At 36.0% G+C, this 26,446-nt stretch carries 24 protein-coding genes; 8 read left to right on the top strand and 16 right to left on the bottom strand.

Annotation, left to right across the window (positions count from 1 at the left end):
* Nucleotides 1-16: 16 nt before the first annotated feature.
* Together ACFYKX_RS19725 and ACFYKX_RS19720 are read right to left on the bottom strand one after the other, a co-directional pair.
* Nucleotides 17-790, bottom strand: coding sequence for a TerC family protein (locus ACFYKX_RS19725; RefSeq protein ID WP_389362842.1), 774 nt, complete (start codon nt 788-790; stop codon nt 17-19).
* A gap of 64 nt (nt 791-854) precedes the next feature.
* On the bottom strand, nt 855-1,001 hold the full coding sequence (locus ACFYKX_RS19720; protein WP_389362840.1) for an FbpB family small basic protein: 147 nt from the start codon (nt 999-1,001) through the stop codon (nt 855-857).
* A gap of 399 nt (nt 1,002-1,400) precedes the next feature.
* Here ACFYKX_RS19720 and ACFYKX_RS19715 point away from each other — a divergent pair, with 399 nt between their 5' ends.
* On the top strand, nt 1,401-1,880 hold the full coding sequence (locus tag ACFYKX_RS19715; protein WP_389362839.1) for a hypothetical protein: 480 nt from the start codon (nt 1,401-1,403) through the stop codon (nt 1,878-1,880).
* A 110-nt stretch (nt 1,881-1,990) separates the two neighbouring features.
* On the top strand, nt 1,991-2,218 hold the full coding sequence (locus ACFYKX_RS19710; protein WP_389362837.1) for a hypothetical protein: 228 nt from the start codon (nt 1,991-1,993) through the stop codon (nt 2,216-2,218).
* Between the two features lie 25 nt (nt 2,219-2,243).
* Here ACFYKX_RS19710 and ACFYKX_RS19705 read toward each other — a convergent pair whose 3' ends face one another.
* Complete coding sequence (locus ACFYKX_RS19705) at nt 2,244-2,939, bottom strand: aspartate/glutamate racemase family protein (protein ID WP_389362835.1); 696 nt, start codon at nt 2,937-2,939, stop codon at nt 2,244-2,246.
* A 236-nt stretch (nt 2,940-3,175) separates the two neighbouring features.
* On the opposite strand from ACFYKX_RS19705, the gene ACFYKX_RS19700 reads away from it, so the two are divergent.
* Nucleotides 3,176-3,331 (top strand): hypothetical protein, encoded by a 156-nt coding sequence (locus tag ACFYKX_RS19700; RefSeq protein ID WP_389362833.1) that lies wholly within the window; start codon nt 3,176-3,178, stop codon nt 3,329-3,331.
* Nucleotides 3,332-3,555: 224 nt separating this feature from the next.
* Here ACFYKX_RS19700 and ACFYKX_RS19695 read toward each other — a convergent pair whose 3' ends face one another.
* From ACFYKX_RS19695 to ACFYKX_RS19665, 7 genes are all read right to left on the bottom strand, one after another.
* Nucleotides 3,556-4,512 (bottom strand): alpha/beta hydrolase, encoded by a 957-nt coding sequence (locus ACFYKX_RS19695; protein WP_389362832.1) that lies wholly within the window; start codon nt 4,510-4,512, stop codon nt 3,556-3,558.
* Between the two features lie 180 nt (nt 4,513-4,692).
* The gene (locus ACFYKX_RS19690; RefSeq protein WP_389362830.1) at nt 4,693-5,127 is read right to left on the bottom strand and encodes an SRPBCC family protein; all 435 of its coding nucleotides are present in this window, start codon (nt 5,125-5,127) and stop codon (nt 4,693-4,695) included.
* Nucleotides 5,128-5,322: 195 nt separating this feature from the next.
* The gene (locus ACFYKX_RS19685; RefSeq protein ID WP_389362828.1) at nt 5,323-5,790 is read right to left on the bottom strand and encodes a DinB family protein; all 468 of its coding nucleotides are present in this window, start codon (nt 5,788-5,790) and stop codon (nt 5,323-5,325) included.
* Between the two features lie 24 nt (nt 5,791-5,814).
* Nucleotides 5,815-8,529, bottom strand: a complete 2,715-nt coding sequence (locus tag ACFYKX_RS19680) for an ABC transporter permease subunit (protein ID WP_389362826.1) — start codon at nt 8,527-8,529, stop codon at nt 5,815-5,817.
* Entirely contained in the window at nt 8,530-9,627 is a 1,098-nt protein-coding gene (locus tag ACFYKX_RS19675; RefSeq protein ID WP_389362825.1) for an ABC transporter permease subunit, read from the bottom strand.
* Nucleotides 9,628-9,740: 113 nt separating this feature from the next.
* A complete protein-coding gene (locus ACFYKX_RS19670; protein WP_389362823.1) occupies nt 9,741-10,658 on the bottom strand; it encodes a phosphotransferase enzyme family protein in 918 nt (305 codons plus the stop codon).
* A gap of 92 nt (nt 10,659-10,750) precedes the next feature.
* On the bottom strand, nt 10,751-13,774 hold the full coding sequence (locus tag ACFYKX_RS19665; protein ID WP_389362821.1) for an efflux RND transporter permease subunit: 3,024 nt from the start codon (nt 13,772-13,774) through the stop codon (nt 10,751-10,753).
* A 294-nt stretch (nt 13,775-14,068) separates the two neighbouring features.
* Here ACFYKX_RS19665 and ACFYKX_RS19660 point away from each other — a divergent pair, with 294 nt between their 5' ends.
* Nucleotides 14,069-14,266, top strand: a complete 198-nt coding sequence (locus ACFYKX_RS19660; RefSeq protein ID WP_389362819.1) for a hypothetical protein — start codon at nt 14,069-14,071, stop codon at nt 14,264-14,266.
* Nucleotides 14,267-14,491: 225 nt separating this feature from the next.
* On the opposite strand, the gene ACFYKX_RS19655 is transcribed toward ACFYKX_RS19660, so the two are convergent.
* Nucleotides 14,492-15,409, bottom strand: coding sequence for a LysR family transcriptional regulator (locus ACFYKX_RS19655; RefSeq protein WP_389362818.1), 918 nt, complete (start codon nt 15,407-15,409; stop codon nt 14,492-14,494).
* A gap of 125 nt (nt 15,410-15,534) precedes the next feature.
* Between ACFYKX_RS19655 and ACFYKX_RS19650 the strand changes: the two genes are divergently transcribed.
* The 4 genes from ACFYKX_RS19650 to ACFYKX_RS19635 all read left to right on the top strand — a co-directional run bounded on the left by ACFYKX_RS19650 (nt 15,535) and on the right by ACFYKX_RS19635 (nt 17,784).
* A complete protein-coding gene (locus tag ACFYKX_RS19650) occupies nt 15,535-16,086 on the top strand; it encodes a flavodoxin family protein (RefSeq protein ID WP_389362816.1) in 552 nt (183 codons plus the stop codon).
* Nucleotides 16,087-16,236: 150 nt separating this feature from the next.
* On the top strand, nt 16,237-16,929 hold the full coding sequence (locus ACFYKX_RS19645; protein WP_389362814.1) for a DUF1287 domain-containing protein: 693 nt from the start codon (nt 16,237-16,239) through the stop codon (nt 16,927-16,929).
* Nucleotides 16,930-17,024: 95 nt separating this feature from the next.
* Nucleotides 17,025-17,204, top strand: coding sequence for a hypothetical protein (locus ACFYKX_RS19640; protein ID WP_389362812.1), 180 nt, complete (start codon nt 17,025-17,027; stop codon nt 17,202-17,204).
* Nucleotides 17,205-17,325: 121 nt separating this feature from the next.
* Nucleotides 17,326-17,784 (top strand): DinB family protein, encoded by a 459-nt coding sequence (locus tag ACFYKX_RS19635; RefSeq protein WP_389362810.1) that lies wholly within the window; start codon nt 17,326-17,328, stop codon nt 17,782-17,784.
* Nucleotides 17,785-17,824: 40 nt separating this feature from the next.
* Here the strand turns inward: ACFYKX_RS19635 and htpG are convergent, their stop codons facing one another.
* The 5 genes from htpG to ACFYKX_RS19610 form a co-directional block, all read right to left on the bottom strand.
* A complete protein-coding gene (gene htpG / locus ACFYKX_RS19630) occupies nt 17,825-19,705 on the bottom strand; it encodes a molecular chaperone HtpG (protein WP_389362939.1) in 1,881 nt (626 codons plus the stop codon).
* Nucleotides 19,706-19,898: 193 nt separating this feature from the next.
* Complete coding sequence (locus ACFYKX_RS19625; protein ID WP_389362809.1) at nt 19,899-20,852, bottom strand: alpha/beta hydrolase; 954 nt, start codon at nt 20,850-20,852, stop codon at nt 19,899-19,901.
* 85 nt (nt 20,853-20,937) lie between these two features.
* Nucleotides 20,938-21,702 carry an NRDE family protein gene (locus tag ACFYKX_RS19620; RefSeq protein WP_389362807.1) on the bottom strand — a complete coding sequence of 255 codons (765 nt, stop codon included), beginning with the start codon at nt 21,700-21,702 and terminating at the stop codon, nt 20,938-20,940.
* A gap of 204 nt (nt 21,703-21,906) precedes the next feature.
* The gene (locus tag ACFYKX_RS19615) at nt 21,907-25,041 is read right to left on the bottom strand and encodes an MMPL family transporter (protein WP_389362805.1); all 3,135 of its coding nucleotides are present in this window, start codon (nt 25,039-25,041) and stop codon (nt 21,907-21,909) included.
* 2 nt (nt 25,042-25,043) lie between these two features.
* On the bottom strand, nt 25,044-25,502 hold the full coding sequence (locus ACFYKX_RS19610) for a MarR family winged helix-turn-helix transcriptional regulator (protein WP_389362803.1): 459 nt from the start codon (nt 25,500-25,502) through the stop codon (nt 25,044-25,046).
* Nucleotides 25,503-26,446 lie beyond the last annotated feature (944 nt).

The raw sequence follows: 26,446 nt of genomic DNA, 5'->3' as shown, positions 1-26,446 counted from the left end.
TATATAAGATAGTTATTTAACGGTCCTTTACACTTTCTTTTTTCTCTTTAGAAAGGAACCAACCTCCAACTGCAATTAAAAGAAGAACAACATAGAAGAAGATTTTCCATTCAGGTGTTTTTGCAAAGCCAACTGGTATAATCGCTACTTCTGGGTGTGACATGGTAAATACAGCTAGTTTAACCCCAACCCACCCTACAATTAAGAAAGCAGCAATCTCTAGACCAGGTCTTGTGTTTAGCAACCTTACAAAGAAGTTAGCTGCGAAACGCATGATGATAAGGCCAATAAGTCCACCAGCAAAGATGACGAGGAACTTTCCACCATCTAGACCGCCAATAGCAGGTAAATTCGTATTTGGTAGTGTAACTGCTAACGCAACAGCAGCGAGAATTGAATCTACCGCAAAAGCGATGTCTGCCAACTCAACCTTTAAGACTGTCATCCAGAATCCTGACTTTTTCTTTTCACCTTTATTCTCATTCTTATCCTTAAATTTACTGAACACTAATTTTCGAACAATATGGTTAATTGCGATAAATAGCAGGTATAGAGCACCCAATGCTTGTACTTGCCACACATCTACTAAGAAAGAGATAGCAAATAACGATCCAAATCGGAATACGAACGCACCTGCAAGCCCGTAAAACAATGCCCTTTTTCTCTGCTCTTCTGGGAGGTGTTTAACCATAATGGCTAAGACCAGTGCATTGTCAGCAGCTAATATTCCCTCAATTGCAATTAATAAGAGCAACACCCAAGCGTATTCTAATAAAATCGAGAATTCCATAATAAAGACCTCCTAACATTTTATTTAACCAAGCATTTAATTCATGACTTTGCTCCAGTAAATTTTAATTTTCCTTAGAACTTGTATTTTTGGTATTAACGTACTTCTCTTCAACCTTTATTTCAATGAGTTCGAGCTTTTCTCTATTTTTCAAAAGTTCTTCTTTGTTTTTGTTTATTAAATCATTTAAAGATGGTTTTACTCTCTTCATTCTGCTTCCTCCTCTATATTTATTTGTAAAAATTTTCCTTTAATTATGCATAAAAAAACCTTTACCAATGGTAAAGGTTTAAATTCATAAATAAAAAACATATAACCCTTACCAGTAAGTAAAGGTCTTGCTAACAACTCATGGTTGCCAACACAGCCGAGAGTACAAGACTCTGAAATGACGACTACGTTGTAAAAGCTACTCCCCTTTAGGAGAATATTTAATTAAGCTTATTATAGATTGCGGGTGACTAAAGTGTCAATGAAATTTTTAATTAGAAAATAGATCATGTAGTTATCCACTCCCAGTATTACCAATTTTCTATAGTATTTAGAAATTCATATAATTTATCTAATTCATGGGAATTTTATGCGTATTCAGTATGAGAGGAGGAGTTTAGTGCTTAAAAGTAGTCATACGAAGATAATCCTTTTAGCATTGCTTATTTCCCCATGGATCACGGTTCCGCTTTTGGGAAAAGATACGATTAGAAGGTTTTTACCGGCAACTATTTTTATACTATTGGTCGTTCGCCTCGAAAGTATGATTGCAAAGCGAAGAAAATGGTGGTGGTTTTACGAAAAGTTACATCCGAAATTAGGGGGAGAATTCCCACTTCTTTGGGGACCATTCCTAATTGGGGCAATGTGGATTCTAAAGTATACCTTTGGAAGATTCTATACGTATCTTGTAACGAATTTAATCGTTGATGGAATTTTCACTTTTCCTTTAATGAGTCTCTTTAAGAACCTCGGTATAGGAGGTTTAGTCAGGTTAGAAAAATACCAATTATCATTATTGTTTTTTATTAAATCCCTGCTCTTATATGGGTCCCAATTGATCATCGATAAAATCAGAAAAAGTAACCTCGGAGTCTAGAAGTCATTTAATCCACTTCTTAATTCCGAGGTTTTTTTACAAATTATAGAAGGGATTTACGCACTTAATATGGAAGTATTAAATAAGTCTTTATGTAGGAGGAATGCCTGTTGGATCGTGTTAGTTGCCTAGCATATATCTTGTTTAAGAATAAAGATGATGAGGTTAAGCGCCTATCTTTAGACCTTTTAGTTGGAGATGTAACGGTAAGAGAAATCCGTAAGATGAACCATATGAAAAAGCATCTAGCGGAAGCTGAACACACCCTTGATAACAGTAGAGACTTTAATATTTATGAAGTTGCCAAGTTTGTAGAAGAGTTTATGCTGACTGTTTAAGCAAAAACCCTTCTTTTTTTGACATTTACTGTTTTAATGCATATTGAACAGCATATCGAGCATGAATCACAGTGGTATCATAAAGAGCTAGTTCAACATCTTCAGGTTTAATAAGAAGACCTATTTCCGTACACCCAAGAATAACTCCTTCTGCACCCCTATCCTTTAGGTTACTTATAATCTTTTTGTACTCTTCCCTAGAAGTAGATTCAATTTTTCTTAAAACAAGCTCGTTGTATATAATATCATGGATAACTTCTCTTTCCATTTCATTCGGAATGATCACCTGAATTCCATGATCCTTTTCTAATCTGCCTTTGTAAAAATCTTTTTCCATCGTGAATTTTGTTCCAAGTAGGGCAATCTTGTTTTTGTGGTCTTTTTTTATCTCTAATGCAGTTGCATCAGCAATATGTAACAGTGGGATTTTAATATTTTCTTGAATGGTATCTGCTGAAATGTGCATCGTATTTGTACAAATCACTAGTAATTCAGCGCCGGCATTCTCTAGCTTGTGTGCAACATTCACCATCAACTCTGTGGCTTTTTCCCACTCCCCCTTGTATTGTAATTCTTTTATTTGCTCAAAATTGAAGGAATACATAAGACATTCTGCTGAGTGAACACCACCTAAGGATTCTTTTACCTTTTCATTAATAATCTCATAGTATAGTTTGGACGATTCCCAACTCATTCCACCAATTAGGCCGATTGTTTTCATAATCAATCACCTTTCCTTAATAATTAGGGTTCTTATGGTTTGTTATATGTTATAGGCTATTTAGATCCTTAAAGGATAACAATAAGAATTGATATTTCAAGCTATTATAGCAGATGAATCTGGTCCTCGGATGTTAGTTATTATAATCTCCTAGAACTTATGAAGGAAATTTTTCCGGAAGAATAAAAAACATTATTTTCCTAATAATAGATAGGTGAAATATGGAGGTGACGATAATGAAGTCAAAAAATGAGCAGGAAAATAATAAATTAAGAAACTTAGAAGATGCCTTACAAAAAAATACTGATCATAAGGGTGTGTCTGGGCAAATAGATGGGTTTCGTTATGATTATGATGATTCAGCAGATATTAGGAATGAAGATAGTGATTAAAGAGCAAAGCTAAAAATGTATTTATTTTTAAGAATTCTATTTTCTATGAAATAGGAATTTAACTGTAACACGGCACAAAATGAAAGATCCTCTTCCAAATTGTTTTTTGGGGACCAGATATTGGGCACAATAATAGGATGCTTAATCATTAGGGATCTTAGCATCCTATTTCATATTTATGTACCTGGAATAGATATTCCCGGGATTATTCTTATTAAATCTTATTAATCAAGAACTTTTGTAATGAAATCTAGTACCCGTTGTTCATACTCTTCCTTAGCAACAGTATACCCCTTTGTGTGCCCTGCACCAGGTACGATCCATAACTCCTTATCACTTTTTGCTACCTCTTCTATACGATAAGCCATCTCTGTTGGGACGAGGTCATCTTGATCACCGTGTATGATCAACAACGGACGGGTGTTCTTTTTAACCTGCTCAATAGCAGAAGCTTCTTCAAACGTATATCCCGCTCTTAAATTAGTAATGAAACTAGTTACCTCCATCAGAGGGAAAGATGGTAAACCATACATATGCTTTAGTTGATGAACCAATTCTTCTCGAACAGAAGTATACCCGCTGTCATTAATAATTCCCTTTACTTCATCCGGTAAGTCTTCCCCACTTGTCATTAAAACAGTGGCTCCACCCATAGAAAACCCATGTAAAAGTATGTTTGTAGCACCCTTTTCATTAATTAGCAAATCTATCCATTTTTGATAATCCTTACGATCATGCCAACCGTAACCAACATAATCTCCTTCACTTTCCCCATGTCCACGTGCATCTGGTTTTAACACATCGAACCCTTGCTCATGATAAAATCTAGTTATACCAGGCATTTGGTCACTATGGCCTCTGTAACCATGGGCTAAGATAACTGCTTTTCCACTAGAGGGTTCACTCTTTAAGAACTTTGCTTTCAACTTTAATCCGTCTTCAGAGACGTGTTCCAGTATTTCAAAGTCTTGAGCTTCCTGCCACGCTATCGCTTCCTGTTCTGCTAGTTTCTCTTCATCAACGGTTGCACTAACTGGCTCAGCCTCTTCCCCACCATGCAGCTCTACGGAACCGTGACTTCGATCGACGCTTACACTGTAGAAATAGTTACCAGCAAAACCTAATGCGATCAATAATACCCCTAAAACACTTCCACAAATAATACTAATTCTTTTTTTCATTTTTTCCCCTCATCCACTTTTTCTGTATTAATAGTTTACTAGAAAATGATTCTAAAAGAAATTTATCTAATCGATTGATGTGAAAAAGTACGGTAATCCACAAGTCTTCCCAGCAGCAAAAAAAAACAGATATTACGTTAAGAGTAATTATCTGTTTTATCAAGTTATGTTTTGTACTTCTCAGCTTTCAAGAATTGACTTCAGTTTTTTTAAATCCTTCATCGTTGCTGACTTCATCATGGTTGACATAAAGGGAGTAAAAATCTTGGAAAAACCAGTTGGGGACCCTTCATTTCTTAGTGTCATTCGTGTTGAAGAGTCACTCACTGATTCCCAAGTATACGTTGTTTTCATCGGAAAGGGACCCTGAGCAGTCTTCATCACTAGTATTTGTCCCGGTACAAAATCCACTATTTCATAAATATATTCAAGTTTTCTTCCAAGAAAATGCGCAGTAAAAGCAACTTGGGATCCAACTTTTAATGGTTTTTCTGTTTTCCATTCTGCTGATTTAATATTCACATACCAACTAGGTGTATTATCAGGATCAGCTGCATAACTCGAGACTTTATCGCTAGGAGAGTTAATAGTTATTTCTGTAATGACATTGACCATTTCTAAACCTCATTTTTTTGTTTTTTTTGTGCAAACTTAATTTTGTTTTTCCACGAATTCTCTTAAACATTCCAAGAGAAGCTTGTTCCACCCATGTCCGTGAGTCTCTTCCCTTATTGGTTCTAACCCCTAGTTTGTCTCCCTAAAACAAATATTACACAAGGAACCTGATAGCGTCTATTAGGATCTAAAATATTATTTATTCATTAAACCTCTTCCAATCAAATTTGCAGAAACTGGTCTTAACCCAAGTTCTCTTGACCAAACAGAGAGTTGACCTATGTGATGGATTTCATGGGCGATAATATGTCTAAGTATCTCGCCCTTCATGTACTCTTCTTCATTCCATGAAACTTTAACGTTTTCATACTCCATTTCATTTGACCATGATTCTAAATATTGCTTAATTTCTATTTGTAATGAATCTGAGAGAGACTTTACACTTTCAACAGTCTTATACTCAGAGAAATCCACCTCATAATCAGACTCTCCTTTTAAACCACGAATCCAACTATATTCAACATCGATAATGTGAAGGAGGGTGTGCAGAATATTACCTACTCCACCCTTTCGCTCCACCAACAGTTCTTCCTCTGAGAGTTGTTCGCACCATTTAAGCCAATTGTTCCTTACTTGCCAGTTGTATTGAAATAATACTTGCATAATAATATTCCTCCAAAAACTCCATTAATTTTGGTACAAAACCTCTAAAGCTTTCTCGATATACTCGTCTCTTCCAGCTTTTATTGCTTCAATGGTTTGAACAACTGGATAGTTAGGGGGAATCCCCATTTTATGGGAAGGAACTCCCTCTCTATTTTTTACCAGCATTCCAGTCCAATTGAATGTGACTCCTCCTGGTAAAACACTCGTATTGACTAAACCTGTTGCACCAGCTGTTTGCTCTCCAACCACTTCACCTAACTTGTTTTCTATTACATAATGCAAGAAGGCCTCTCCTTCTGCAATCGTATCTTCCGATATTAAGAATGCGAACTTTCCTTTAAAATTAGGTTCTTTCGGATTTAATAACCACTCTCTCTCTACTTGATCATTAAACCAAATGACATTTTCATAGTTTGGATAGATGACCTGAGGAATTAAGAATTGAGCACCTTTTGCTGGTTCTACAATCAAGTGAGAGAATAATTCTCTCATAGCTAGATCAGGAACTCCTCTAATATCAAATATGATTCCTTTAGCATTTGCTAATGTTGGAATATGTGGTTGGATATCCTCTGTTTTTGTTCCTATTAGATTCACATAGAAGATCCCTTCTTCAAGCTCTTTAACAGAACCATCTCTTCCATAAGGATCTACAGCAAAATTTTGGTCCAAACTGACAGTAGCAGCCTCTGTTTTACCTTCGTGCTCCCATTTCACTACTACCTTAGTGCCTCTTCGTCTAGTTGTAAGTTCCTCTAGCGCTTTATTTATACGCCAGTGAGTTGTACCTGAAAGGACAGGTGCGATTTCCTTTATCAAATCCATAGCAGGTGTACGTTCTATTTCTAAAATAGTGTCACCTGATTTAATTGGGGAATCTGGTACTGCAGCAGTAACAACCATCTTACCTTCAATCACTTCAACCCTAAATGGAAAACGAACGTACTTTCCACCACTTTGATCAGGGAGTATTTCACCTTGTCCATCCTCAATTGAGGCGATCATTTTTCTCAAACCTAGGAGGAATTCCTTTTCGTTCTTTGCATCAAGAGCATTTTTTATCGCAGGCTTTAACTGTTCATCCCACAGAATTCGATCGTCAAAATAAGGGTAAAAATGCTGAATTTGATTCCACACCAAAATGGTATTACTAACATAGGCCGTATTGTCTTCAAGTGTAACTTTATCTAGATAATCTTCACCAATGTCTTGAGTGAGTTCAAAATATTTTTGACGTGATTGCTCACTGCTACCTAAGGTTGGTCCATCATTTTCAGTATAAAGAGTCAACGGAAACTTAATCATAATCTCCTCACTTATCTGCGCCTCAAAAACCTCGTCTTTCTTTGGCATGTGAGGGAACAAAGCTTGAGACATATCTTTCATATCTAAACTAGCAAATATTCTTTGGCTATTGTATAGAGGTGGTTCAGATGGTTCTTCTTCTTCAGATACATTAAACCTTTCTACATAAGCGATTTCACGACCCAATCCTTGATGTTGAAAAGCTGCTACTTTGACATTCGGGTTATTTGCTAAATCTAGAATTTCTATCTCCTCTTTTTGTCCAACTTTATAAATCTTCATGGTTGGAGCCATTGGCATGAATAATTCTTCGAGCTTTTTTCTTAATTCCTTCTCATTTTGAGCATCCCTTACATAGTTGGAACCATAAATGGCAAACTGGTCCCAATTTAAATAATCAGCCTCTTGACTCGGATGAAAATATCTAATGTATCCATATACTTTTGCAAAGGCAGCGATGTTTTCGATGACTTGTTCCTGATTTTCAACCGCAGAAACTTGGACAGCCTCATCTTTAAAAATGATATTTTGTTGCTGCAAGAATAGGAGCGTCGATGCGAGAACGATTACAGCCCCCCCCCCCGAAGCGACTACAAGTTTCTTAGAAAAAATCCCCTTAGACTTAGCACGCTCTAGAAGCAAGGTTATTTTCTCATCAACTTTCTCACTAGAAACAACCTTTCTCTTACTATTAAAATACCTTCTTAGAGCCTCTCCTAAAAAGTTAAACGCAAGAATCGTTAAGGCAATACAAGCTGCTACAAAAAATGGAATCCAAACACTTGAGCGAATATCATTTAATGCGTTTGATAATAGCACCGGCCAATTGAGTGAGGTATTTTGAAACTTCCAATTCCCTAAGTGATCCTGAATGTACTCCTGCGATAGAAAAACAGAGACAAACCCTAACTGTGAAAATAAAAACAGTGATCTTCCTAGGTCATTTGTAACTTGAATAATTGTTTGCTTTTTCAGTAAAGGAAAATAGTAATTTTTGAATAGACCTAATTTAGTAGCACCAGCTGAAATTCCTGCTACTACAAATTCTAGTTGGCCTACCCTCTCAAACTCTTCTCGATAAATTTGTGCTATACGTCCAAGTTCCACAATCGCTAAGAACAAAACCATCCAGTAAATTCGATTATCATGATGTTGTAGAAAAGGGACAGCCATCACTAACATAATTAAGAATAAAATCGGGAAAAACGAAAATAACATTTGTAATATGCGTAAGAACAACGTAAATATAAAGTTTCCTCTCGCAGCAAAATAACCTAAAGGAATCCCAAGTATAAATCGAACTAAAGTAATCAATACAACTATAATCAAAGTTTCTTTCGCACCCAGTATAATTAAGCTAAAAAGATCTCTCCCTGCACGGTCTGTTCCGAGCCAATAATCTCCAGACGGTGGTAATGGTGGTACCACCATTTATCCATTATCATCCTTTGTAAACAAAAAAGTTTCTAGGTCTGCATCAACAAAAGACCAGTTTGGTCCAAAATACGCTATGTAAAACAGGCTGACTATAATAAGTGAGCTAAAGATTAATAGTGGGTATTGTCTAATGAATATGAAAATATTCACTATACGGGTAACGAACCATACAAAATATTTTTTATAGTGGCGAACCTTGATTGGTTTAAGCGCCTTATTTTCTGCGGATAAGGGTACTAGTATGGTAGATCCAAAATCGCTTATGAACATAACGATAAACATGATAAGTAAATAAGGGTATATAAAACCAATAATCATCATGGCTTCATCATTTTGAATTGATTTTAATAAATGATACCCCATCCCTTGATAGTAGGAGAGTAACTCAATGATAGGAAGACTAGTTAAGATATAGAGCATTATTGTTTTGGTGTTGGTAATAATTCTCCCCCAAGTATTCCATAACAAATGAGTAAATAGAATATAAGTTTCAGACTTTCCTTTTGCTCGTACGGTAGAAACATAGTCTTTGATATATTCATCCTCTAAACTAGATGCCGTAACTCGGTAGATGTAGAAAATAGGGTATAAACTTAAACTAGTTATAGGAAGAATTGTGTTATACCAGTCCTCATGTCCAAAGAGGTCCAGGTGAGGAAATCCGAATCGAACAGCTAGTAATAAACCATATTGAATTAAGATAAAAGCAAAAAAGTCGGGTAGAGAGCTAATAAAAAGATGAACACTTTGAATTGCTTTTCCAATGAAGTTCCGTTGAAATCTAAAGCTAACGATTCCTAGTAAAATACCAACTACTAGAGTCAAAAAAAATGAGGGCAGAATAATTTTCAAGCTACGTAAGAAAAACATATTCACTTCTGTAATGACATATGTTTCCCTAACTGTTTTCCCTAGTCCTTCCAAGCTTACAAGATCAATTAAGATTGTTTTAAAGCTGTACCAAATGTAAGAAAGATTTAACGTGGAAGTAGTAATCGCAGGATTCTTCGGAATTACAGCAAGACAAATTAACACAAGTGCTACACTAGCAAGTAGTAAAATATTTCTTATCTGCTTTAGGAAAATTTTCAAAGGAACACCCCATTTTATACAACAATGAAATAACTTAATTTTCTGTATATTCATTAGACGAAACTAAGTTTACTATTTGTTCATATTTTTGAGGTAAAGCCCTTTTCATAATTCTAAAATGGTGTAGTTCCCGATAACTCCTGATTAATAAAGTTTAAATACCGTTTAATAAATTTGCTCGGATCTTTCCCAATTGCCTCAATATCTGTTCTTAATGGAATCTTTCCTGCCATATAGAAGATTCGTAGACAAGTCCCATATCGTACTTCATTTTCCGTAATTGGTGTGCTATATCCATCTTTAAAGCTTGGCCACATTTCATCTATCCGATTTGAGGAAATCATATGAATTCGCGGCACACCAATATCAATAGCCCTGTGTCCAAAACCCGCTTCATCAAAATCCAAAATATACCACCCACTCTTTGATACTAGTATATTTCCAAAATGCAAGTCAGCATGAATAAACTGTTTTTTTGTATTTTCCATTTCTTTGGCAAAACCTAGTAGTTTATCCGCGACCTTAACATACTCGTCCTTTTCAGCATGACTTAAGAAAGAGGCATTAAGCAATTGTTTTAATGGTATATGAAGCATTGATTGCTCAGTATAATATGGACGGTTGCATCCCAACCAATTAAATGGGGCACCATCAAGAATTTTCTCAGACGCTTGATGTAGGTCTAGCATTGTCCGTCCTAGTTTATGGTAGTTTTCTTCTGAATCTTCATCCACATCTGTTCCATCTATATGGTTAAACATAACATAGTAAATTTGGTTGGATTCCATCACCGATTCGCTATCCTTATTTGGAATAATTGAAGGTACCAACAGCTTATTCTCTAAAGCTATTAACCAATCAATTTCAGCTTGTATTTGCATTAAGTTATATCGATTTTGGCGGTACTTTCGTAAAACTTTTTTCTGCTCTCCATCAACAATTAGATACGTTTGATTTTCTCCATCATTTAAAAGGGAGAATGAAGAGTTATGACTTAACTGATACATTTTACAAATCAATTGTTTGTTCATATAATATGATCTCCAATCTTTTCCTGTGTAAATAAATTATAGAACATAATAAAAAGCTTGTAGAGGTTTTTTCCCCCACAAGCTTTATTCAATTATGCCGCTTCGGCTACTTGCTGCGCTTTCTTATTTTTCCTTTTCGGATGAAAAAGGCTATATAACACTGGCACAATAATCAATGTTAACAATGTAGATGTCGTTAATCCACCAATTACTACAACTGCTAATGAAGTCGAAACTAATCCTGCATGTGCAGAAACAGCCATTGGAACAAGTGCTCCGATTGTTGCAATAGCAGTCATTAAGATTGGTCGAATTCGAACTACACCTGCTTCAATTAAAGCTTCATGTTTTTCCATACCCTCATTTTCATTTTTCTTTACTTTGTCGATTAGAACAATCGCATTTGTAACAACAATACCATTTAGCATTAGCAACCCTATCATTGATGGCATTCCAATTGGTTCACCCACAACAAATAATCCTATAAGAGCTCCAATAACCGAGAATGGAATAGCGAAAAGGATAACAAACGGTGCCTTCCCTTCACCAAAAGCAATGACCATAACCATGTAGACTAGTAGAATACTTACAGCTATTGCAATTGCCATGTTTTTAAACCCTTCATCCATAGCAGCAGAAGCACCTTCTGTTTTCCATGTTACACCTTCAGGTAGTTCAAGCTTCTCTAGAGCTTCATAAGCTCTCTTACTAACTTCTCCCGTATTCGAATCAACAATCGATCCACGAACAAATACGTATTCTTTTCCGTTTAAGTGATTAATAGCCGTTTTACTTTTTACTTTTTTAAGTGTACCTACATCCTCTAAAGCCACCTGTGTACCAAAAGCATTCGTAATCTTCTGCTCTCCAAGCACTTCCATTGAATTCAGTTCATCTAGCTTTAATGTTAACTGAAGATCAGTTGTTTCTCTGTCTAAAACTACTTTTGTTACCGTCTCTCCTGTAATCATCGTACGTAAACTTTGCGCAACCATAGCAGGCATTAAGCCATTTTCAATTAACTTTTCTTCATCTAGTTCAATTTTAATCTCTGGCTTTTCACCTTCTAAGGTTGTTACTACCTCATCTAGCCCTTTAATTTTCTTAAGCTCTGTAACCATTTGTTCGCTACCAGCTTTAATATCCTCCATATTTGGACCGTTTACAACAATTTGAAGATAGGATGTTCCTCCACCCGTCATATCGCCAGTACTAGTTACTGTAATTTCTTTAGCACCTAGAACCTTTTTAAATTCTGTTCTAATATCGGCTACAGCTGCATGAACGTCTTCAACATCTTCCTTCATTACGAATGAGATTGATGCATTTCCTTCTCCTACAGATGTTGATACTTTATCTATATCTTTACGATTTAATAGAATCGTTTCTACTTCGCTTGCAATTTTGTTTGTTTTCTCAACATTTGTTCCTTCTTCCATTGAGATGGATGTTCTATATTCTAATAATGTTTCTTGTGGTAAAAAGGTTGTTCCTAATTGTGGAGCAATAGCAGCTACACTTCCTACTAAAATAACAACTGCCATTCCAAGCGTTACTAAACGGTGTGATAGGGACCATTTTAGCGTCTTACGATATAGCTTTTGAAGACCATTTTCCTTATGCTCTTTAGGATCCAATTTTAATAAAAAGATTCTAGATAGTAACGGTACAATCGTGATTGCGACTAAAAGCGAGAATAATAACGATATAACAATTGTCCAAGCTAGTGGAGCAAAGAATCTTCCGACTATTCCTGGAACAAACGCCATTGGTAAAAATACTGCAACGGTTGTTATTGTGGATGATGTAATGGCTGATGCTACCTCTCTTGTAGAATCCTCGACAAGCTTACTATCCCTTACTTCAGAAGCTCTAACTCGGCGGAATACATTCTCGATAACAACAATTGAATCATCGACTACGCGTCCAACAGCTACTGCGATACCTGCTAATGTCATAATATTTAGGGTATAACCTAAAGCATTTAGTACCATGATGGATGCAAATATAGAAAGTGGAATTGATATAATAGCTATTAAGGTTGAGCGAATATTTCTTAAGAATAGAAGCGTAACAACTACAGCCATTAACGCTCCTAGCATCGCTTCTCTTAACATAGCAGAGACGGAATCATTAATAGACTTCGATTGATCAGATAAAATTTCTATCTCTGCGTTAGCAGGTAAATCAAATTTTTCTAAGTGTTCTTTTACTTCTTCTACAATTGCAACCGAGTTTGCACCAGGCTCTGCAATAATTTCGAATGTCACTGCATCTTTTGCATTAATTCTTGTATAGTTTTTGCTACTTTGAACTCCATACTCAACGTCTGCGATCTCTTTCAATTTTATAGAGCTTTTCCCATCATTCACTAAAGGGGATACAAGAATATTTATATCTTCTATTGCGCTAATAGAAGAGAGCTCTTTACTTACCCTCACTGGTAAAATTTCATCATTAATTGCTAACTCACCAGTTGGAATGGAAAGGTTATTCCCTAAAATAAACTGTTTTACTTGATCCAATGTTAGATCATAATTCTTTAGTTTCTCTGGATCTACTTTCACATAAGCCTTTTGTTCATCAATACCTGAAGTTTGAACCTCGCTTACACCTTCGATTCCTTCGATCGTTGGTACTACAGTATCTTTAACGTATTGTTGTACTTCTTTAGAATTGTCTTCTGTTGAGAACCCGGCAGAAAATATTGGCATACTATTTGGTGACTGTCTTTGAAATTCTGGCTGGCCAGCACCATCAGGTAGTTGGATTTTTGATAAAGCCTCTCTAGCTCGATCTTCACCTTCATCCATATTAATACTCATATCATATTCAATCGTTAACCAGACACCCCAGGCTGTAGCATCACTATAAACGTTCTTTACATCTTTAATGTTCATGGCCTCTTTTGTAGCCGGTTCGCCTATATCTTTTAGAGCCTGTTCAGGTGAAGCTCCTGGATAGGAAATCCATACTCCTAAGTATGGAATATCCACCCCAGGATATTTTTCAATATTCATTTCACGAGCTGCGAAAATCCCACCGCCTAATAATAGAATAATCATCAAAAAAAGTGCTACTGTGTTTTTCATACTAAACTGAATAATTGACTTCATTGCCTATTCCTCCATGTTCGTAAATCTTAAGTATTTTCTTCACATGGATTATCATAAATGTTTCCAGTTTTGCCAGTAAGACCCTTGAGATTTAACTTTTACTAAGACCTGAGGCTTAGTGATTTATAGGAAAATAAGAAAGGGGGTTCTATGATTTACTTGGAGAAAGGTGGTTTTTGAGGTGGAAATGGTTTTGGGCAAAAGATACAATGTTGTATAATATTAGTAATTAATCAATCGGAACTATTAGTAGAGGGGGCGTTTACCATAATAACTGGACTAGTCTCAACCGTTATGATTTTTTCAATCCCTATTATCGCAATCGTAACAGGACATCTTCAAAAACAAACGAAACTAAAACATCAAATGCTTAAAGATGAATTAGAACTAGAAAAAATAAAACATGAAAACTATTTAATAGAGACTGAGAAAATGAAATTAGAGCTTGAGCAAATGAAACTTGAAGATCAGAAAAATTTGAAAGTATTATGATTCAATGTGACTACAAAGGATTAGAACTCCTTTAAAATCTAGTTTCTTACCTTCAACCTCTTTTTTTAGACTTGGTCATACTCATAAGCTAGAAAAACAGTTAAAAAGAAAAAAAGTGGCTAGCCTTAGAAATAGGTTAGCCACTTTTTTTCTTTTGTTTGTGGTAATTAATATTTGCTGTAAAACTCAGTTGCTTTTTCAATATCTGAAACTGGAATAATGACTCTATACAATTTCATTGTACAATCTCCCTTTATTGTAAATAGATCCAAACGTCTTTCTAGTTAGCTCAATAAAAGCTTCTAATGGTGGGGTCATCCACTTATCTTTATGCCAAGCGATATGTGTATAAAGATGAGGACCACTCTCCTTTCGGACCAACTCTTTTAGTCTTCCCTCTTTTATCTCCCTGTCTACAACCATACCTGGTAACATCGCTATTCCTAAGCCTGTAATTACACATTGTTTAATCGTTTCCGCGCTCCCGAACTCTATTTTATCTGATGGATGTACTCCAACTGAGATAAACTCATCCTCAAATATATAGCGATAAGAGCAACCTGCTTCCGTAAGCAATAACGTTTCATTCTTCATCTCTTCTGGTGAGAAAACATCACTAGGATAATCCCCTGAAGCGACCACCTTCAATTCTTCTTTTATAAGTCGTTCTTTTCTTAAAGCTCCATCGGGTTTGCTAAAATCTGTAATGAAAGCAATATCTAGAGCCCCCTCCATGAGCTGCTTTCGTGCAATCTCATCAGAATGTGCAGGTTTAAACACAATTTTCATATTGGGATAAAGAGCCTTAAACTGTTTAAGGATTGGAAGTAATCGATAAGTACACTGGCTTTCTTGAGCCCCTATTGTTAAAGTACCTGATGATACTCTTTCTCCGTTCGCAACTATTATCGCTTCTTCACTTAGTTTAATCATCTTTTCAGCATACCGTTTAAACTGTTGTCCCGCTTCAGTTAATATTAACCGTTTTCCTAGACGTTCAAATAGAGGCTTCCCTATTTCCTCTTCAAGAGTTTTTATTTGTGCCGTTACACTTGATTGTGCAAAGTTCAATATTTTAGCAGTCTGGGTAAAGTTCAAACTTTCTGCCGCATATTTAAAAGTAATTAATTGTTTGATTTCCATCTTACCATCCACCTAATCGTTATTTCCGATTGTCTATATCGAAATTATCATCTTTATCGATTTATATCCGCATTATAAGATAGAAATAATAAAGCAGCAACAGGTATTAAAAGGAGAGAACAACAATGTCCATAGCAGTCATTAACGGTGGAACTCGTCTAAATGGAAATACAGATATTTTAACTAATTGTGTTATAGAAGGAATTCATACAGATTCCGTTTACCTAAGAGATTACAACATCAACCCAATAATAGATAAGCGTCATTCAGAAGAAGGCTTCCAAGATAGAAATGATGATTACAACTCTATTATAGAGCGAATCTTAATACATGAAATCCTAATCTTTTCTACACCTATTTACTGGTATAGCATGTCAGGAGAAATGAAAAACTTTATTGATCGTTGGTCACAAAGCTTGCGTGATTTTCCCGATTTCAAGGCAAGAATGGCATCTAAAAAAGCCTATGTTATCGCTGTTGGTGGTGACGATCCGTATATTAAAGGGCTCCCCATGATTCAACAATTTAAACATATTTTTGATTTTATAGGAATTGACTTTGAGGGCTTCATCATCGGGAAAGGAAATAAGCCCGGGGACATCCTTCAAGATCCATATGCTCTTTTCACAGCCTCTCATCTGAATAAGAAGTTAAAGGATATACCTCAAAGAGATTAAGTGCAGTCAATAAATAAAACATTACCGACATTCAAACTAGAATGTCCTTTTTGAATTATACAAAACCCTTTTATAAATCATGTAACATACGGGCAATTGTTAACGTCTATACAATTAATAACAAAGTTTTCCATTAATTGAGGTGTAATAATGTTCAAAAAAACAATCCTTATCGTTGCCATTATAATGGTTGGATTAGTTAGCACATCACTGTTCTTTCGCAACGGAATGGTACTTGATTATCTTGGTATACATATTGAGAATCCGTTTATTAAAAGTGTGGATGTACCTGACACCTATTCAGAAACGGATGCAAATCAAAATGGAATACCTGATCCACTCGACATTGTCCATGCTGCTAGAATAGAAGTGAAGCAACGTACAAAATACGAAAGCAACTATTATGCAGGTGGATATCCACCCGATGAAGAAGGCGTATGTACAGATGTAATATGGCGTGGTTTATTTGGAGCAGATATTAATTTAAAAGATTTAATGGATAAAGATATAAAGCAGAATATAGATTTATATTATAGAGTTAACGGAAAACCAGACCCTAATATTGATTTCAGAAGAGTTCCAAACCAAAGTGTTTTTCTTGAGAGACATGCTAAATCTCTAACAACTGAGTTAATCCCTGGAGATATTGAGAACTTGAAGGAATGGCAACCTGGAGATATTGTTGTCTTCCTAGATGGTTACCATCATGTTGGGATTGTGTCCGATAAACGAGCAAAGGATGGAACTCCATATTTTATTCACAATAACCCTCCTTTTGCTGCAGAAGTAAAATTAAAGTCTTTTAAAACTCCAATTGCGGGTCATTATCGTTGGAAATTTTGATAGAATATTTTTAATAGAATGGAATAGGATGAAAGTAAAAATCGTAGCATACATATTACAATTAGCTATTTACTATGAGGGGAGGAAAATCTTTAGTGAATTCCCAGGAAGAGTTGAAAAGCTCAGGTTCTACTAACCACAATAATAACAAGGTTAACGTTAACAATACCTTCAACCTTACCATTAATCTAGGAGATTCCTTAAATATAATTGCTTTGGTAGCAGGTATACTTTTACTAAAGAGAATCTTAAAGAAAGAAAGAAATGATAAGTAAAATAGAAGCAGCTTCATTCTTAAGTAATCTTCTATAAGCAGGTAGTTTTCCAATTAATTAAGATTTTGGTAAATTAAAGCAGTAAGGTTCCAATTTTACAAATGAAAAAGGGGGAAGGAAAATGAGCGAGTTATTACTCAAGCAATTTGAGGTGGCTAGAGGAAACTTTATTAAATCTATAGAAAAAATACCAAATGAGGCACTGGATGTACAGCTAGAAGGTCTTAACAATACCATTCATTGGCATATCGGTCATGTTCTAACGGTAGCTGAGATGATGTTGTTTGGATTTCCTAAGAGATCAACATATTTACCAGAAAATTATGTTCAACTCTTTGGTAATGGAACAAAGCCAGCTGATTGGCCAGAGGAAGTTCCTTCAGTAGAAACACTAATTGGTCAGATTAAGGAGCAATCTTCACGCATTCAAGAAATTCCAGTTGATAGCTTTACAGAAAAGCTCCCAAAACCTTTCCTTGGTAGCGAGACCTTTGGAGAATTAGCATTCTTTGCAATTAGCCATGAACTCCATCACCTTGGACAAATTCATACATCTAAACTACTAATTTTAAATAAATGAAAAATGAAGAACCGCTAAGCCTATGCGGTTCTTCATCATATTAAACCATTACTTTACAAATATCATTTGTAAACTCAACTGGGTCTTGGATTGGTAATCCTTCAATCAGTAGTGCTTGATTGTAAAGTAGGTTTGTGTATAGATTTAGTTTTTCCTTGTCATTTTCAAAAGCAGCTGTTAGAGATTTAAACACTTCATGATTCGTATTGATTTCTAACACCTTGTTTGCCTTAATATTTTGGTTATCAGGCATTTGACTCAGAATTTTTTCCATCTCAATCGTTACTTCCCCGTCTGTGGACAAGCAGACTGGATGAGTTTTTAAGCGTTTAGAAACGCGAACATCCTGAACCTTTCCAGAAAGGACATTTTTCATGTAGTCAAATAGTTCTTTATTTTCCTGCTCGTCTTCATTCTGGTCCTTTTGATTTTCATCTTCTTCTATTCCTAAATCGCCGCTTGAAACAGATTTAAACTCTTTTTCTTTATAAGACATAAGCATGCGAATCGCAAACTCATCAATGTCCTCTGTGAAATAAAGAATTTCATACCCTTTATCTGCCACTAACTCAGTCTGAGGTAATTTTTCAATACGGTCGTAAGACTCTCCCGAAGCATAATAAATATACTTTTGATCCTCAGGCATTCTGGAAACATATTCATCAAGCGTAACCATTTTCTTTTCCTTTGAAGAATAGAACATTAATAAATCCTGTAACAATTCTTTGTTTGCACCAAAGTCACTATAAACCCCATATTTTAATTGTCTACCAAAGGAATTATAGAATGCTTCGTACTTCTCTCTATCATTCTTTAACAGGCTTTGTAATTCACTTTTAATCTTTTTGCTGATGTTTTTCGCAATGAACTTTAACTGGCGATCATGTTGCAGCATTTCCCTCGAAATATTAAGTGATAAGTCCTCTGAATCTACCATCCCTTTAACAAAGCTAAAGTAATCAGGGAGAAGGTCAGAACATTTATTCATAATAAGTACACCATTTGAATATAACTCTAAGCCTTTTTCATATTCCTTTGAGTAGTAGTCAAATGGGATGTTCTCAGGGATAAATAATATTGCATTGTAACGGATTGTTCCATCTACATTAATATGGAGATGTTTAATGGGCTTATCAAACCCGTAATGCTTTTCAGCGTAAAAGTTTTCGTAATCCTCATCTGTTAATTCACTTTTATTTTTTCTCCAGATAGGGACCATGCTGTTAATGGTTTGCTCCTCAGTGAAATCTACGAGTTCCTCACTATCTTCAGCCTTTGGCTTTTTGCTCGTTACATCCATTTTAATAGGGTAGCGAATAAAATCAGAGTACTTCTTAATAATTTGCTTCAATCGGTACTCTTCTAGATACTCATCGTATGTTTCATCTTCCGTATTCTCTTTTATTTGTAGAATAATTTCAGTGCCTACAGTATCTTTCTCATAAGGCTCGATTGTGTATCCGTCTGCACCGTGGGATTCCCACTTATAGGCTTCGTCACTTCCTACCGCTTTACTGATAACAGTGACTACATCTGCTACCATAAACGCTGCATAGAAACCTACTCCAAATTGGCCAATAATGTCAAAGCCATCTTTTAGTTCAGTCTCTTTTTTAAATGCTAATGATCCACTCTTCGCAATCGTACCAAGGTTGCTTTCTAACTCTTCCTTCGTCATTCCAATCCCGGTATCGATTATCTTTAATTGTCTACTATTCTTGTCTGCCTCAATTTTTATGTAGTAACTATCTTTATCAAACGTAAGATTCTCATCTGTTAATGCTTTGTAATAAATCTTGTCAATAGCATCACTTGCATTTGAAATTAACTCTCTTAAAAATACCTCTTTTTGAGAATAAATTGAGTTAATCATCATTTCTAATAATCTTTTAGATTCTGCTTGAAATTGCTTTGTTTCCATTTGCTTTGCTTCCATAAAAAAATCTCCTTCCATTAGCAATTTGCAATCTTACTATAGCATACTCTAACATTTAGCACTCACCTAACACGAGTGCTAAACTTTCTATTTTTTTAATACCATAAAATAAAATGCTGTGTCAACACCCTTCATCCATAAAAAAAGAGCAGAGTTGGTTACTCCGCTCACATATAGATTAAGATTTTATTGGATTAACGGTTTCATTTTTAAGAAAAGCCCCAATGTACTCATATACATCTTTAATATCATCTTTCGCATCGATCAGATTAAATAAATTAAAGAATCCATGAATTTGACCCTCTTCTCTCTTAACCACGACAGGAACTCCCGCTTCACGTAATTTTTCTGCGTATAGCTCACCCTCATCTCGAAGAGGATCGTATTCTGCTGTAATGACTAATGCTGGTGGAAGACCACTTAAATCTGGGGCCTGGATAGGAGCAGCGTAGTAGCCCTTACCTGGAATTGGAGTCTGCACGTAAAGCTTACTAAAAAGTGCCATAGACTCAGTTGTTAAAAAGTAACCACTTCCATTTTCTTTATAAGATTCATATTTATCTGGCTCATAATGGTCGACAACAGGGTAAAGTAATACCTGTTTTGAAATGGTTAAACCACCATACTCTTTAGCCAACAATGAAACGACTGTTGCTAAGTTTCCTCCAGCACTGTCACCAGCGACTGATAATTTCGTGTTATCAACATTTAATTCTTCTGAATGTTCATAGACCCATTTAGCTGCTGCATAACAATCAAATGGCGCTGCTGGGAATGGGTTTTCTGGTGCTAAACGATAGTCTACAGCAACAAGAACCTGCCCTGATGCTTTTACGATACTTCTGCATACAGCGTCATGGGTATTAAGGTCACCGTATACAAATCCTCCACCGTGGAAATAAACAATAACTGGAAAAGGTCCTTCTCCTTCAGGAGTATAAACACGAATCGGTATATCATTATCTTGTCCGGGAATTTTCCGATCTGTTACTTGATGTACAGGTTCTATTGCACTAGGTGGTACAACACTAGCTCTGTTTCGAATATCCTCTAAGGTTGGGGTATAGCCTTCAGGGTAGACAGGCATTAAGTTTTCAAGAAAAAACTTCATTTTTGGATTTAATGTTCCCATTCTTCATTCCTCCCCTTATAAGCACTTCTTTTTTCAAAATAATCAGACAAGTATTTATATTCTCTTAAGGGGTCTATTATTCCTCCTAAATACTGGGATTAATTGTGAATTTATTTGTTTTTACAGTATTGTCTGTATAGACATTCTCTACAAATTCAACCTCTTCTTCACTCATCAAAATCACAGTGGAGCTCCTTGTACCATATCCTTCGCTTTTAATAAACAAAGGCGAGAGCAATCGATCCCATTCTAAAGGGACACCTGTGCTAGGTAGAAGCTCATCCGGTGCTGGATCTGCTTGTTGTAATAAATCCATTAGGTTTTCTACCATTTCCTCTTTTGAATCTTCCTTCATAATGGCAGCTAAGCGCGCCTTTCCCTTACTTACTTTTGGCCATTCAGTATTTAGTAAGTGATTGCTTACTCCATGTATACCTGGTTGAAGTTTTTGAAAATCTTTCCCCCTATTTGAATAATAGTAAAGATTGTTTATATCACCTGCTAGTAGGTTGTAGCCTGGATAAGCTTCATTGGTTTTCTTTAAAATTTCCAGATAGTCTTTTAGATTTCCCCCGTACGTTAATGCCTGTGAAACAAGTTCTCCCCGAGATCGTTTTCCTACTGTAATATCCTTTGGATCCCGATAATTGGTTAACGCTGAAAACCTACCAGAGGAAGTAACCCCCATCCACGTTCCCATCTTTTCTAAATCCCGACCTGCCAGAATTTTAGGATGATCTTCCCAAAAATGAGCTGGTGCAGTAGCCCTTTTATAAAATTCATCTCTATTAGCTGCAACGATTAACTTGTATTTGGGATGCACCTTGTAAGCAAACAAGATTAAGCACATGTGAATCACACCTTTATCGTTTTCAAGATTCTATACAAACTATTGTATACGATTGTTCTTCACATTTGAAAAATCAATAAGTAGATAGCGAAATTTTTTAAACTTTAGAAGCCGTTTGAAGATGACAAGCAAATACTTCCGTAAGAACATAACAATAAAAAAGGACAGCGAACTCTTACATTCACTGTCCTCCAATTTGTATCCTTATTCGTTTGTTACTCTTTTAAACGGCCACCAATTTGCCTGGCCAAAGTTTTTAACCATTACTGGGATAAATAACGGAAGAACGACAAACGCGTAAAGAACTAAACCGACTAATACGATGGAGGCAATTTGCAACAATGATTGCATTCCTGATGGCATCATCGCAGCAAATGTTCCACCTAAAATAATCGCAGCTGAGATAATGACGGTCCCCATTTTTACCATTGCAAGATGCATCGCTTGTGCAACAGGTAGATCCTTGTATTCATTAAAACGATCCATTAGGAAAATACTGTAGTCTACCCCTAACGCCATAAGGATAACAAATGCAAAGAACGGTACTGCCCAGCTAATCCCTGAAAGTCCGAAAATATTAACAAAGATTAATTCATTAATCGACATGGACGTAAAGTATGTCAAGATTAAAGAAGCAATAATATAAATCGGCATGATAATGCTACGGAAAAGAAACACTAAGATAATCCCAATCCCAATTAGCATAAGAATGACGGTACGAGTATAATCGTTACCTGACATTGTATCCAAATCAACGTTTGTACTTGTAATACCACCAACCGCAACAATTGCATTTTCTAACTTTGTACCCTTTGTTGCCCTTTCAACAGCCTCTTTAATATTATCCACCTGAGCCATAGACTCATTCGAGTATGGACTCGTTTCAAAAACTACATCCATGGTCATTACTTTACGATCTTCTGACATATAAACATCAAGAACTTGAGCAAAATCCTCACTTTCAAGGACATCAGCTGGAAGATAGAATCCTCCCATATTAGTTGTATTTGAAAGTCCTGACAAGTATTCTTGTGCTGAGCCTAGACCGTCAGACACTTGATTTAACCCGTCTGCACTTTGAGTTAAACCATCAGTTAGCTGAGAAATTTGACCTCCTAGGTCTCCGAACCCATTCAATAATTGCTCTTGTCCATCACTAATTCCTCCCAAGCCACTTGTTAACTTCGGTACATTATTAACAATTTGCCCTTGGCCATTAGCTAACTGTTCTAGCCCAGCTTGTTGTTGTTTAATTCCCTCTATCGCTTTTTGTAGTCCATTGGCAATCTGTTTTTGCTGACCTAATGCTTCCTCAAACCCAGCATTTGCTCCAGCTAGACCGCCTTGGATTCCAGCTAACCCTGCATTTAAATCTCCTACACTACCCGATAATTCAGTAAGTTTTTGTTGTAAACTAAGGGAATTTTTCTTTAATTCCTGGTAGATTTGGTCAGTTGCTAAGGATTGATAGTTGCTATCTAAGTGGTTAAACAAGGCACCGTTAACTTGTGAGATTCCACCTGATAATTCTGTTAGTCCTGTACCAACTTGCTGATAACCACTATTTAGCTTTGTTAAATTTTCATCTAATGATTTGTATCCTGCTAATATTTTTTCTTCATATACAGATTGAAGAGTTTCAAGTCCTGTTTTAGCCTGTTCTAACCCGTTTATCAATTGCGTTGAACCTTGCGACCCTTGACGAATCCCTGTTTCTATTTTTGCTAAATTGGTTTGAATGGCGATTAAACCAGTTTGTACTTGATCCGTACCGGTAATAAGCTCGTTTATTCCTTCTGTTGCCTTCTTCAATTCTGGTTCTGATTTTGCTAATTCACTTCCAGCTTCTTGAAGTCCTTCACTGATTTTAGAAAGTCCGTCTTTTCCTTCGCCTAGCCCTTCTTCAAGACTTTCAGCTTGTTTCGCAACAAAGAAGTCCTCAATCTGCTCTCCAGTAGGTCTTGTCACAGATCGAACAGCATCTACTAAATCAACCTTTTCTACTTCCTGACTTATTTTTTCTGCTAAGCCAACATACTCTGCGGAGTCCATTCTCTCATCATTTTTTAAAATAATGGTGGTTGGCATTGATTCACCTGCACTAAAGCTTCCTGCAATTGCATTAAAAGCTTTTATGGAAGAAACATCACCACTAATTTCCTCTAATGAGTTATACGAAATCTCTTTATCATACGTCAGTAGGAATGGTACACAAATTACCGCTACAATTAATAAAGATAGTAATGGGCGGGATAATGAGAATCTACCTGCCAGTTCCCAAAGCTTACTATCACCGTGTTCCGCTTTGCTTTTAGATGGCCAGAATATCTTTTTCCCTAACACAGCCATGAAAAAAGGTACGATGGTAAATAAAGCGATTAATAAGAAAGCAACACCTACAGCAACGGCTGCTGCTGACTGATAAAGAATGAATTGTGAAAATCCGATAGCTGCAAATCCAATCATAACCGCTAAACCACTGAAGAATACTGTACGACCAGCATTGCGGTATGTTTCAATAATTGCTTTATTGATATCTTCATGTTGAGCCAATTCCTCTTTAAAACGACTTAGTAGTAAAATACAGTAATCTGTACCTATCCCAAATAGAACAGCTACCAAGAATATTTGCGTATAGTTTGAAATTGGAAAGTCAAACTTATCTACTAAGAAAGAAACGATGGACTGAGAAATAAGATAACTGAATCCAACTGTTACTAATGGGATAATTGGTGCAACAACAGATTTAAACACAAGAAGTAATACGATTAAAATAAATACAACCGTGATACCTTCTGTTTTTTTCAGACCTTCTTGCGCACTATTATTTAGATCTTCATTGATCATCCATTGACTCGTATAATAGTGGTCAACTTTCACTTCCTCAATGGTTTCGTATAAAGCTTCACTGACCTCTTTAGCTTCACGATTATTCCAGTTAAGGGTGACAGAGGCTAAAATTGCCTTACCATCCTCTGATACTAGTTGATTTTCTAAAGTTTCCTCATTAAAATGAGTTAGGATTTCTGTAATACCTAGTTCCGTTTTGTTCTCTTCAAGCAACTCAATTGCTTTTCTAGCTTCTTGTATATTTTCTTCGGTTAATTTCTCTTCATTATGGAAAACTAAGGCTACGGAAGTGTCATCTCCACCGCCTTCTTGCTCCTTTACTTCTTCTAAAATGTTTCCAGCAAGCGTAGAAGAGTATTCATCTGGAACCGTAATTTCCCCTTTTTCACGTACAAGCTCTCCCATATTAGGCGCTACGAGAAACAATCCAACTGTAACGGCTATCCACGCAATAAAGATAAACCATGTTTTTCTAACGATAAAATTCACGCTTATTCCTCCACCTTATGATCTTTAGTTTCTATTAGAACTTGGTTTAACTTTTCAAATGTTTCAATAAACTGATTTATCTCATTAATATCAAACTGATTAATAAGCGATTCCACTAATTTGTGGATTCTTTTTTCCGTTTCTTTGAACAACTCATTCCCTTTTTCGGTAAGAGTTAAGTAGACAACACGTCGATCATCTTTGTCCCGCTTACGCTGAATTAACCCTTTCTCCCACATTCGCGTAATAATCGCCGTAATGGCACTTTTCTTTACGTCAAATTGTTCCGCAAGCTCTGAAGATGTACATGACCCAACCTGATTTATGTACCTGAGAACATAATGTTGGTCACTAGTAAGGTCACTTCCAATCTGTTCTTTAATAAGGGATTCAGCTTTCTTCGTTACAGAAAAAGAAACAGCAATATAACGATTGACTAGATCTGTTACTAAATCGGACATTCAATTTCACCTCGCACTTAACTATTTCACTATTTAATTGTTCAACTGTTTAACTATCAACGTCATTAACTATAATTGTCCGAATTTTAATTGTCAATATTTTAGTTTGATAGATAGGGAGAACTACTTTTCAGAGTACCTTTAGAGACTAGGTTGGACTCTCATTTCGGCTCCAGTCACAATTTGATAAGGATTAAACAATAAAAGCACTACATGATTGTAGTGCTTTTATTGTTTTCGTATAGGTAATGAGTGCAAACGCTTAACGACCGGTTTTTCATTTTGCTTGTATTTGTTAGAGGAAAGTTTATTTTAACGCTCGTCTTCTGACTCTAGAGTGCCCGTTTCCCTTTGTTTTGTCAGAACTTTAACCTTCTTCTGACTCTAGAGCACCAGTTTTCCTTTGGTTTGTCTGAACTTCACCCTTCTTCTGACTCTAGAGCACGATTTACCCTTTGGTTTGTCAGAACTTCACCCTTCTTCTGACTTTAGAGCGCCAGTTTTCCTTTGGTTTGTCAGAACTTCACCCTTCTTCTGACTCTAGAGCACGATTTTCCCCTGTGGTTTGTCAGAACTTTAACCTTCTTCTGACTCTAGAGCGCCCGTTTCCCTTTGGTTTGTCAGAACTTTACCCTTCTTCTGACTCTAACACTCCTATTTCCTTTTGTTTTGTCAGAACTTTAACCTTCTTCTGACTCTAGAGCTCCAATTTCCCTTTGTTCTGTCAGAACTTTAATCTTCTTCTGACTCTAAAACTCCTATTTGCATGTGTTGTGTCAAAACATAAAAAAGAACACGAACTACTACTGCTAAGCCTGCTCTAGTTGTTTAATAACAGAACGAACAAGGAAAGCCGGAATATCTCTGGTTTTCTTTTTTGTATATAATGTTAAAGAGGGTTTTTAAATGGTATAGCGAATTATTAATGAGAGTTGTTTTATACT

Source organism: Cytobacillus spartinae, from assembly GCF_042865285.1.
GTDB classification, from domain to species: Bacteria; Bacillota; Bacilli; order Bacillales; family Cytobacillaceae; genus Robertmurraya_A; species Robertmurraya_A spartinae.
Note: the sequence above shows the minus strand (reverse complement) of the source record. Positions and strands in the feature narration are given on the sequence as shown.

Bases quoted from the DNA above. Each gene is read 5' to 3' on its own strand.
- ACFYKX_RS19725 (WP_389362842.1), bottom strand. From the start codon at position 790: ATGGAATTCTCGATTTTATTAGAATACGCTTGGGTGTTGCTCTTATTA.
- ACFYKX_RS19720 (WP_389362840.1), bottom strand. From the start codon at position 1,001: ATGAAGAGAGTAAAACCATCTTTAAATGATTTAATAAACAAAAACAAA.
- ACFYKX_RS19705 (WP_389362835.1), bottom strand. From the start codon at position 2,939: ATGAAAACAATCGGCCTAATTGGTGGAATGAGTTGGGAATCGTCCAAA.
- ACFYKX_RS19700 (WP_389362833.1), top strand. From the start codon at position 3,176: ATGAAGTCAAAAAATGAGCAGGAAAATAATAAATTAAGAAACTTAGAA.
- ACFYKX_RS19695 (WP_389362832.1), bottom strand. From the start codon at position 4,512: ATGAAAAAAAGAATTAGTATTATTTGTGGAAGTGTTTTAGGGGTATTA.
- ACFYKX_RS19690 (WP_389362830.1), bottom strand. From the start codon at position 5,127: ATGGTCAATGTCATTACAGAAATAACTATTAACTCTCCTAGCGATAAA.
- ACFYKX_RS19685 (WP_389362828.1), bottom strand. From the start codon at position 5,790: ATGCAAGTATTATTTCAATACAACTGGCAAGTAAGGAACAATTGGCTT.
- ACFYKX_RS19680 (WP_389362826.1), bottom strand. From the start codon at position 8,529: ATGGTGGTACCACCATTACCACCGTCTGGAGATTATTGGCTCGGAACA.
- ACFYKX_RS19670 (WP_389362823.1), bottom strand. From the start codon at position 10,658: ATGAACAAACAATTGATTTGTAAAATGTATCAGTTAAGTCATAACTCT.
- ACFYKX_RS19665 (WP_389362821.1), bottom strand. From the start codon at position 13,774: ATGAAGTCAATTATTCAGTTTAGTATGAAAAACACAGTAGCACTTTTT.
- ACFYKX_RS19660 (WP_389362819.1), top strand. From the start codon at position 14,069: ATGATTTTTTCAATCCCTATTATCGCAATCGTAACAGGACATCTTCAA.
- ACFYKX_RS19655 (WP_389362818.1), bottom strand. From the start codon at position 15,409: ATGGAAATCAAACAATTAATTACTTTTAAATATGCGGCAGAAAGTTTG.
- ACFYKX_RS19650 (WP_389362816.1), top strand. From the start codon at position 15,535: ATGTCCATAGCAGTCATTAACGGTGGAACTCGTCTAAATGGAAATACA.
- ACFYKX_RS19645 (WP_389362814.1), top strand. From the start codon at position 16,237: ATGTTCAAAAAAACAATCCTTATCGTTGCCATTATAATGGTTGGATTA.
- ACFYKX_RS19635 (WP_389362810.1), top strand. From the start codon at position 17,326: ATGAGCGAGTTATTACTCAAGCAATTTGAGGTGGCTAGAGGAAACTTT.
- htpG (WP_389362939.1), bottom strand. From the start codon at position 19,705: ATGGAAACAAAGCAATTTCAAGCAGAATCTAAAAGATTATTAGAAATG.
- ACFYKX_RS19625 (WP_389362809.1), bottom strand. From the start codon at position 20,852: ATGGGAACATTAAATCCAAAAATGAAGTTTTTTCTTGAAAACTTAATG.
- ACFYKX_RS19620 (WP_389362807.1), bottom strand. From the start codon at position 21,702: ATGTGCTTAATCTTGTTTGCTTACAAGGTGCATCCCAAATACAAGTTA.
- ACFYKX_RS19610 (WP_389362803.1), bottom strand. From the start codon at position 25,502: ATGTCCGATTTAGTAACAGATCTAGTCAATCGTTATATTGCTGTTTCT.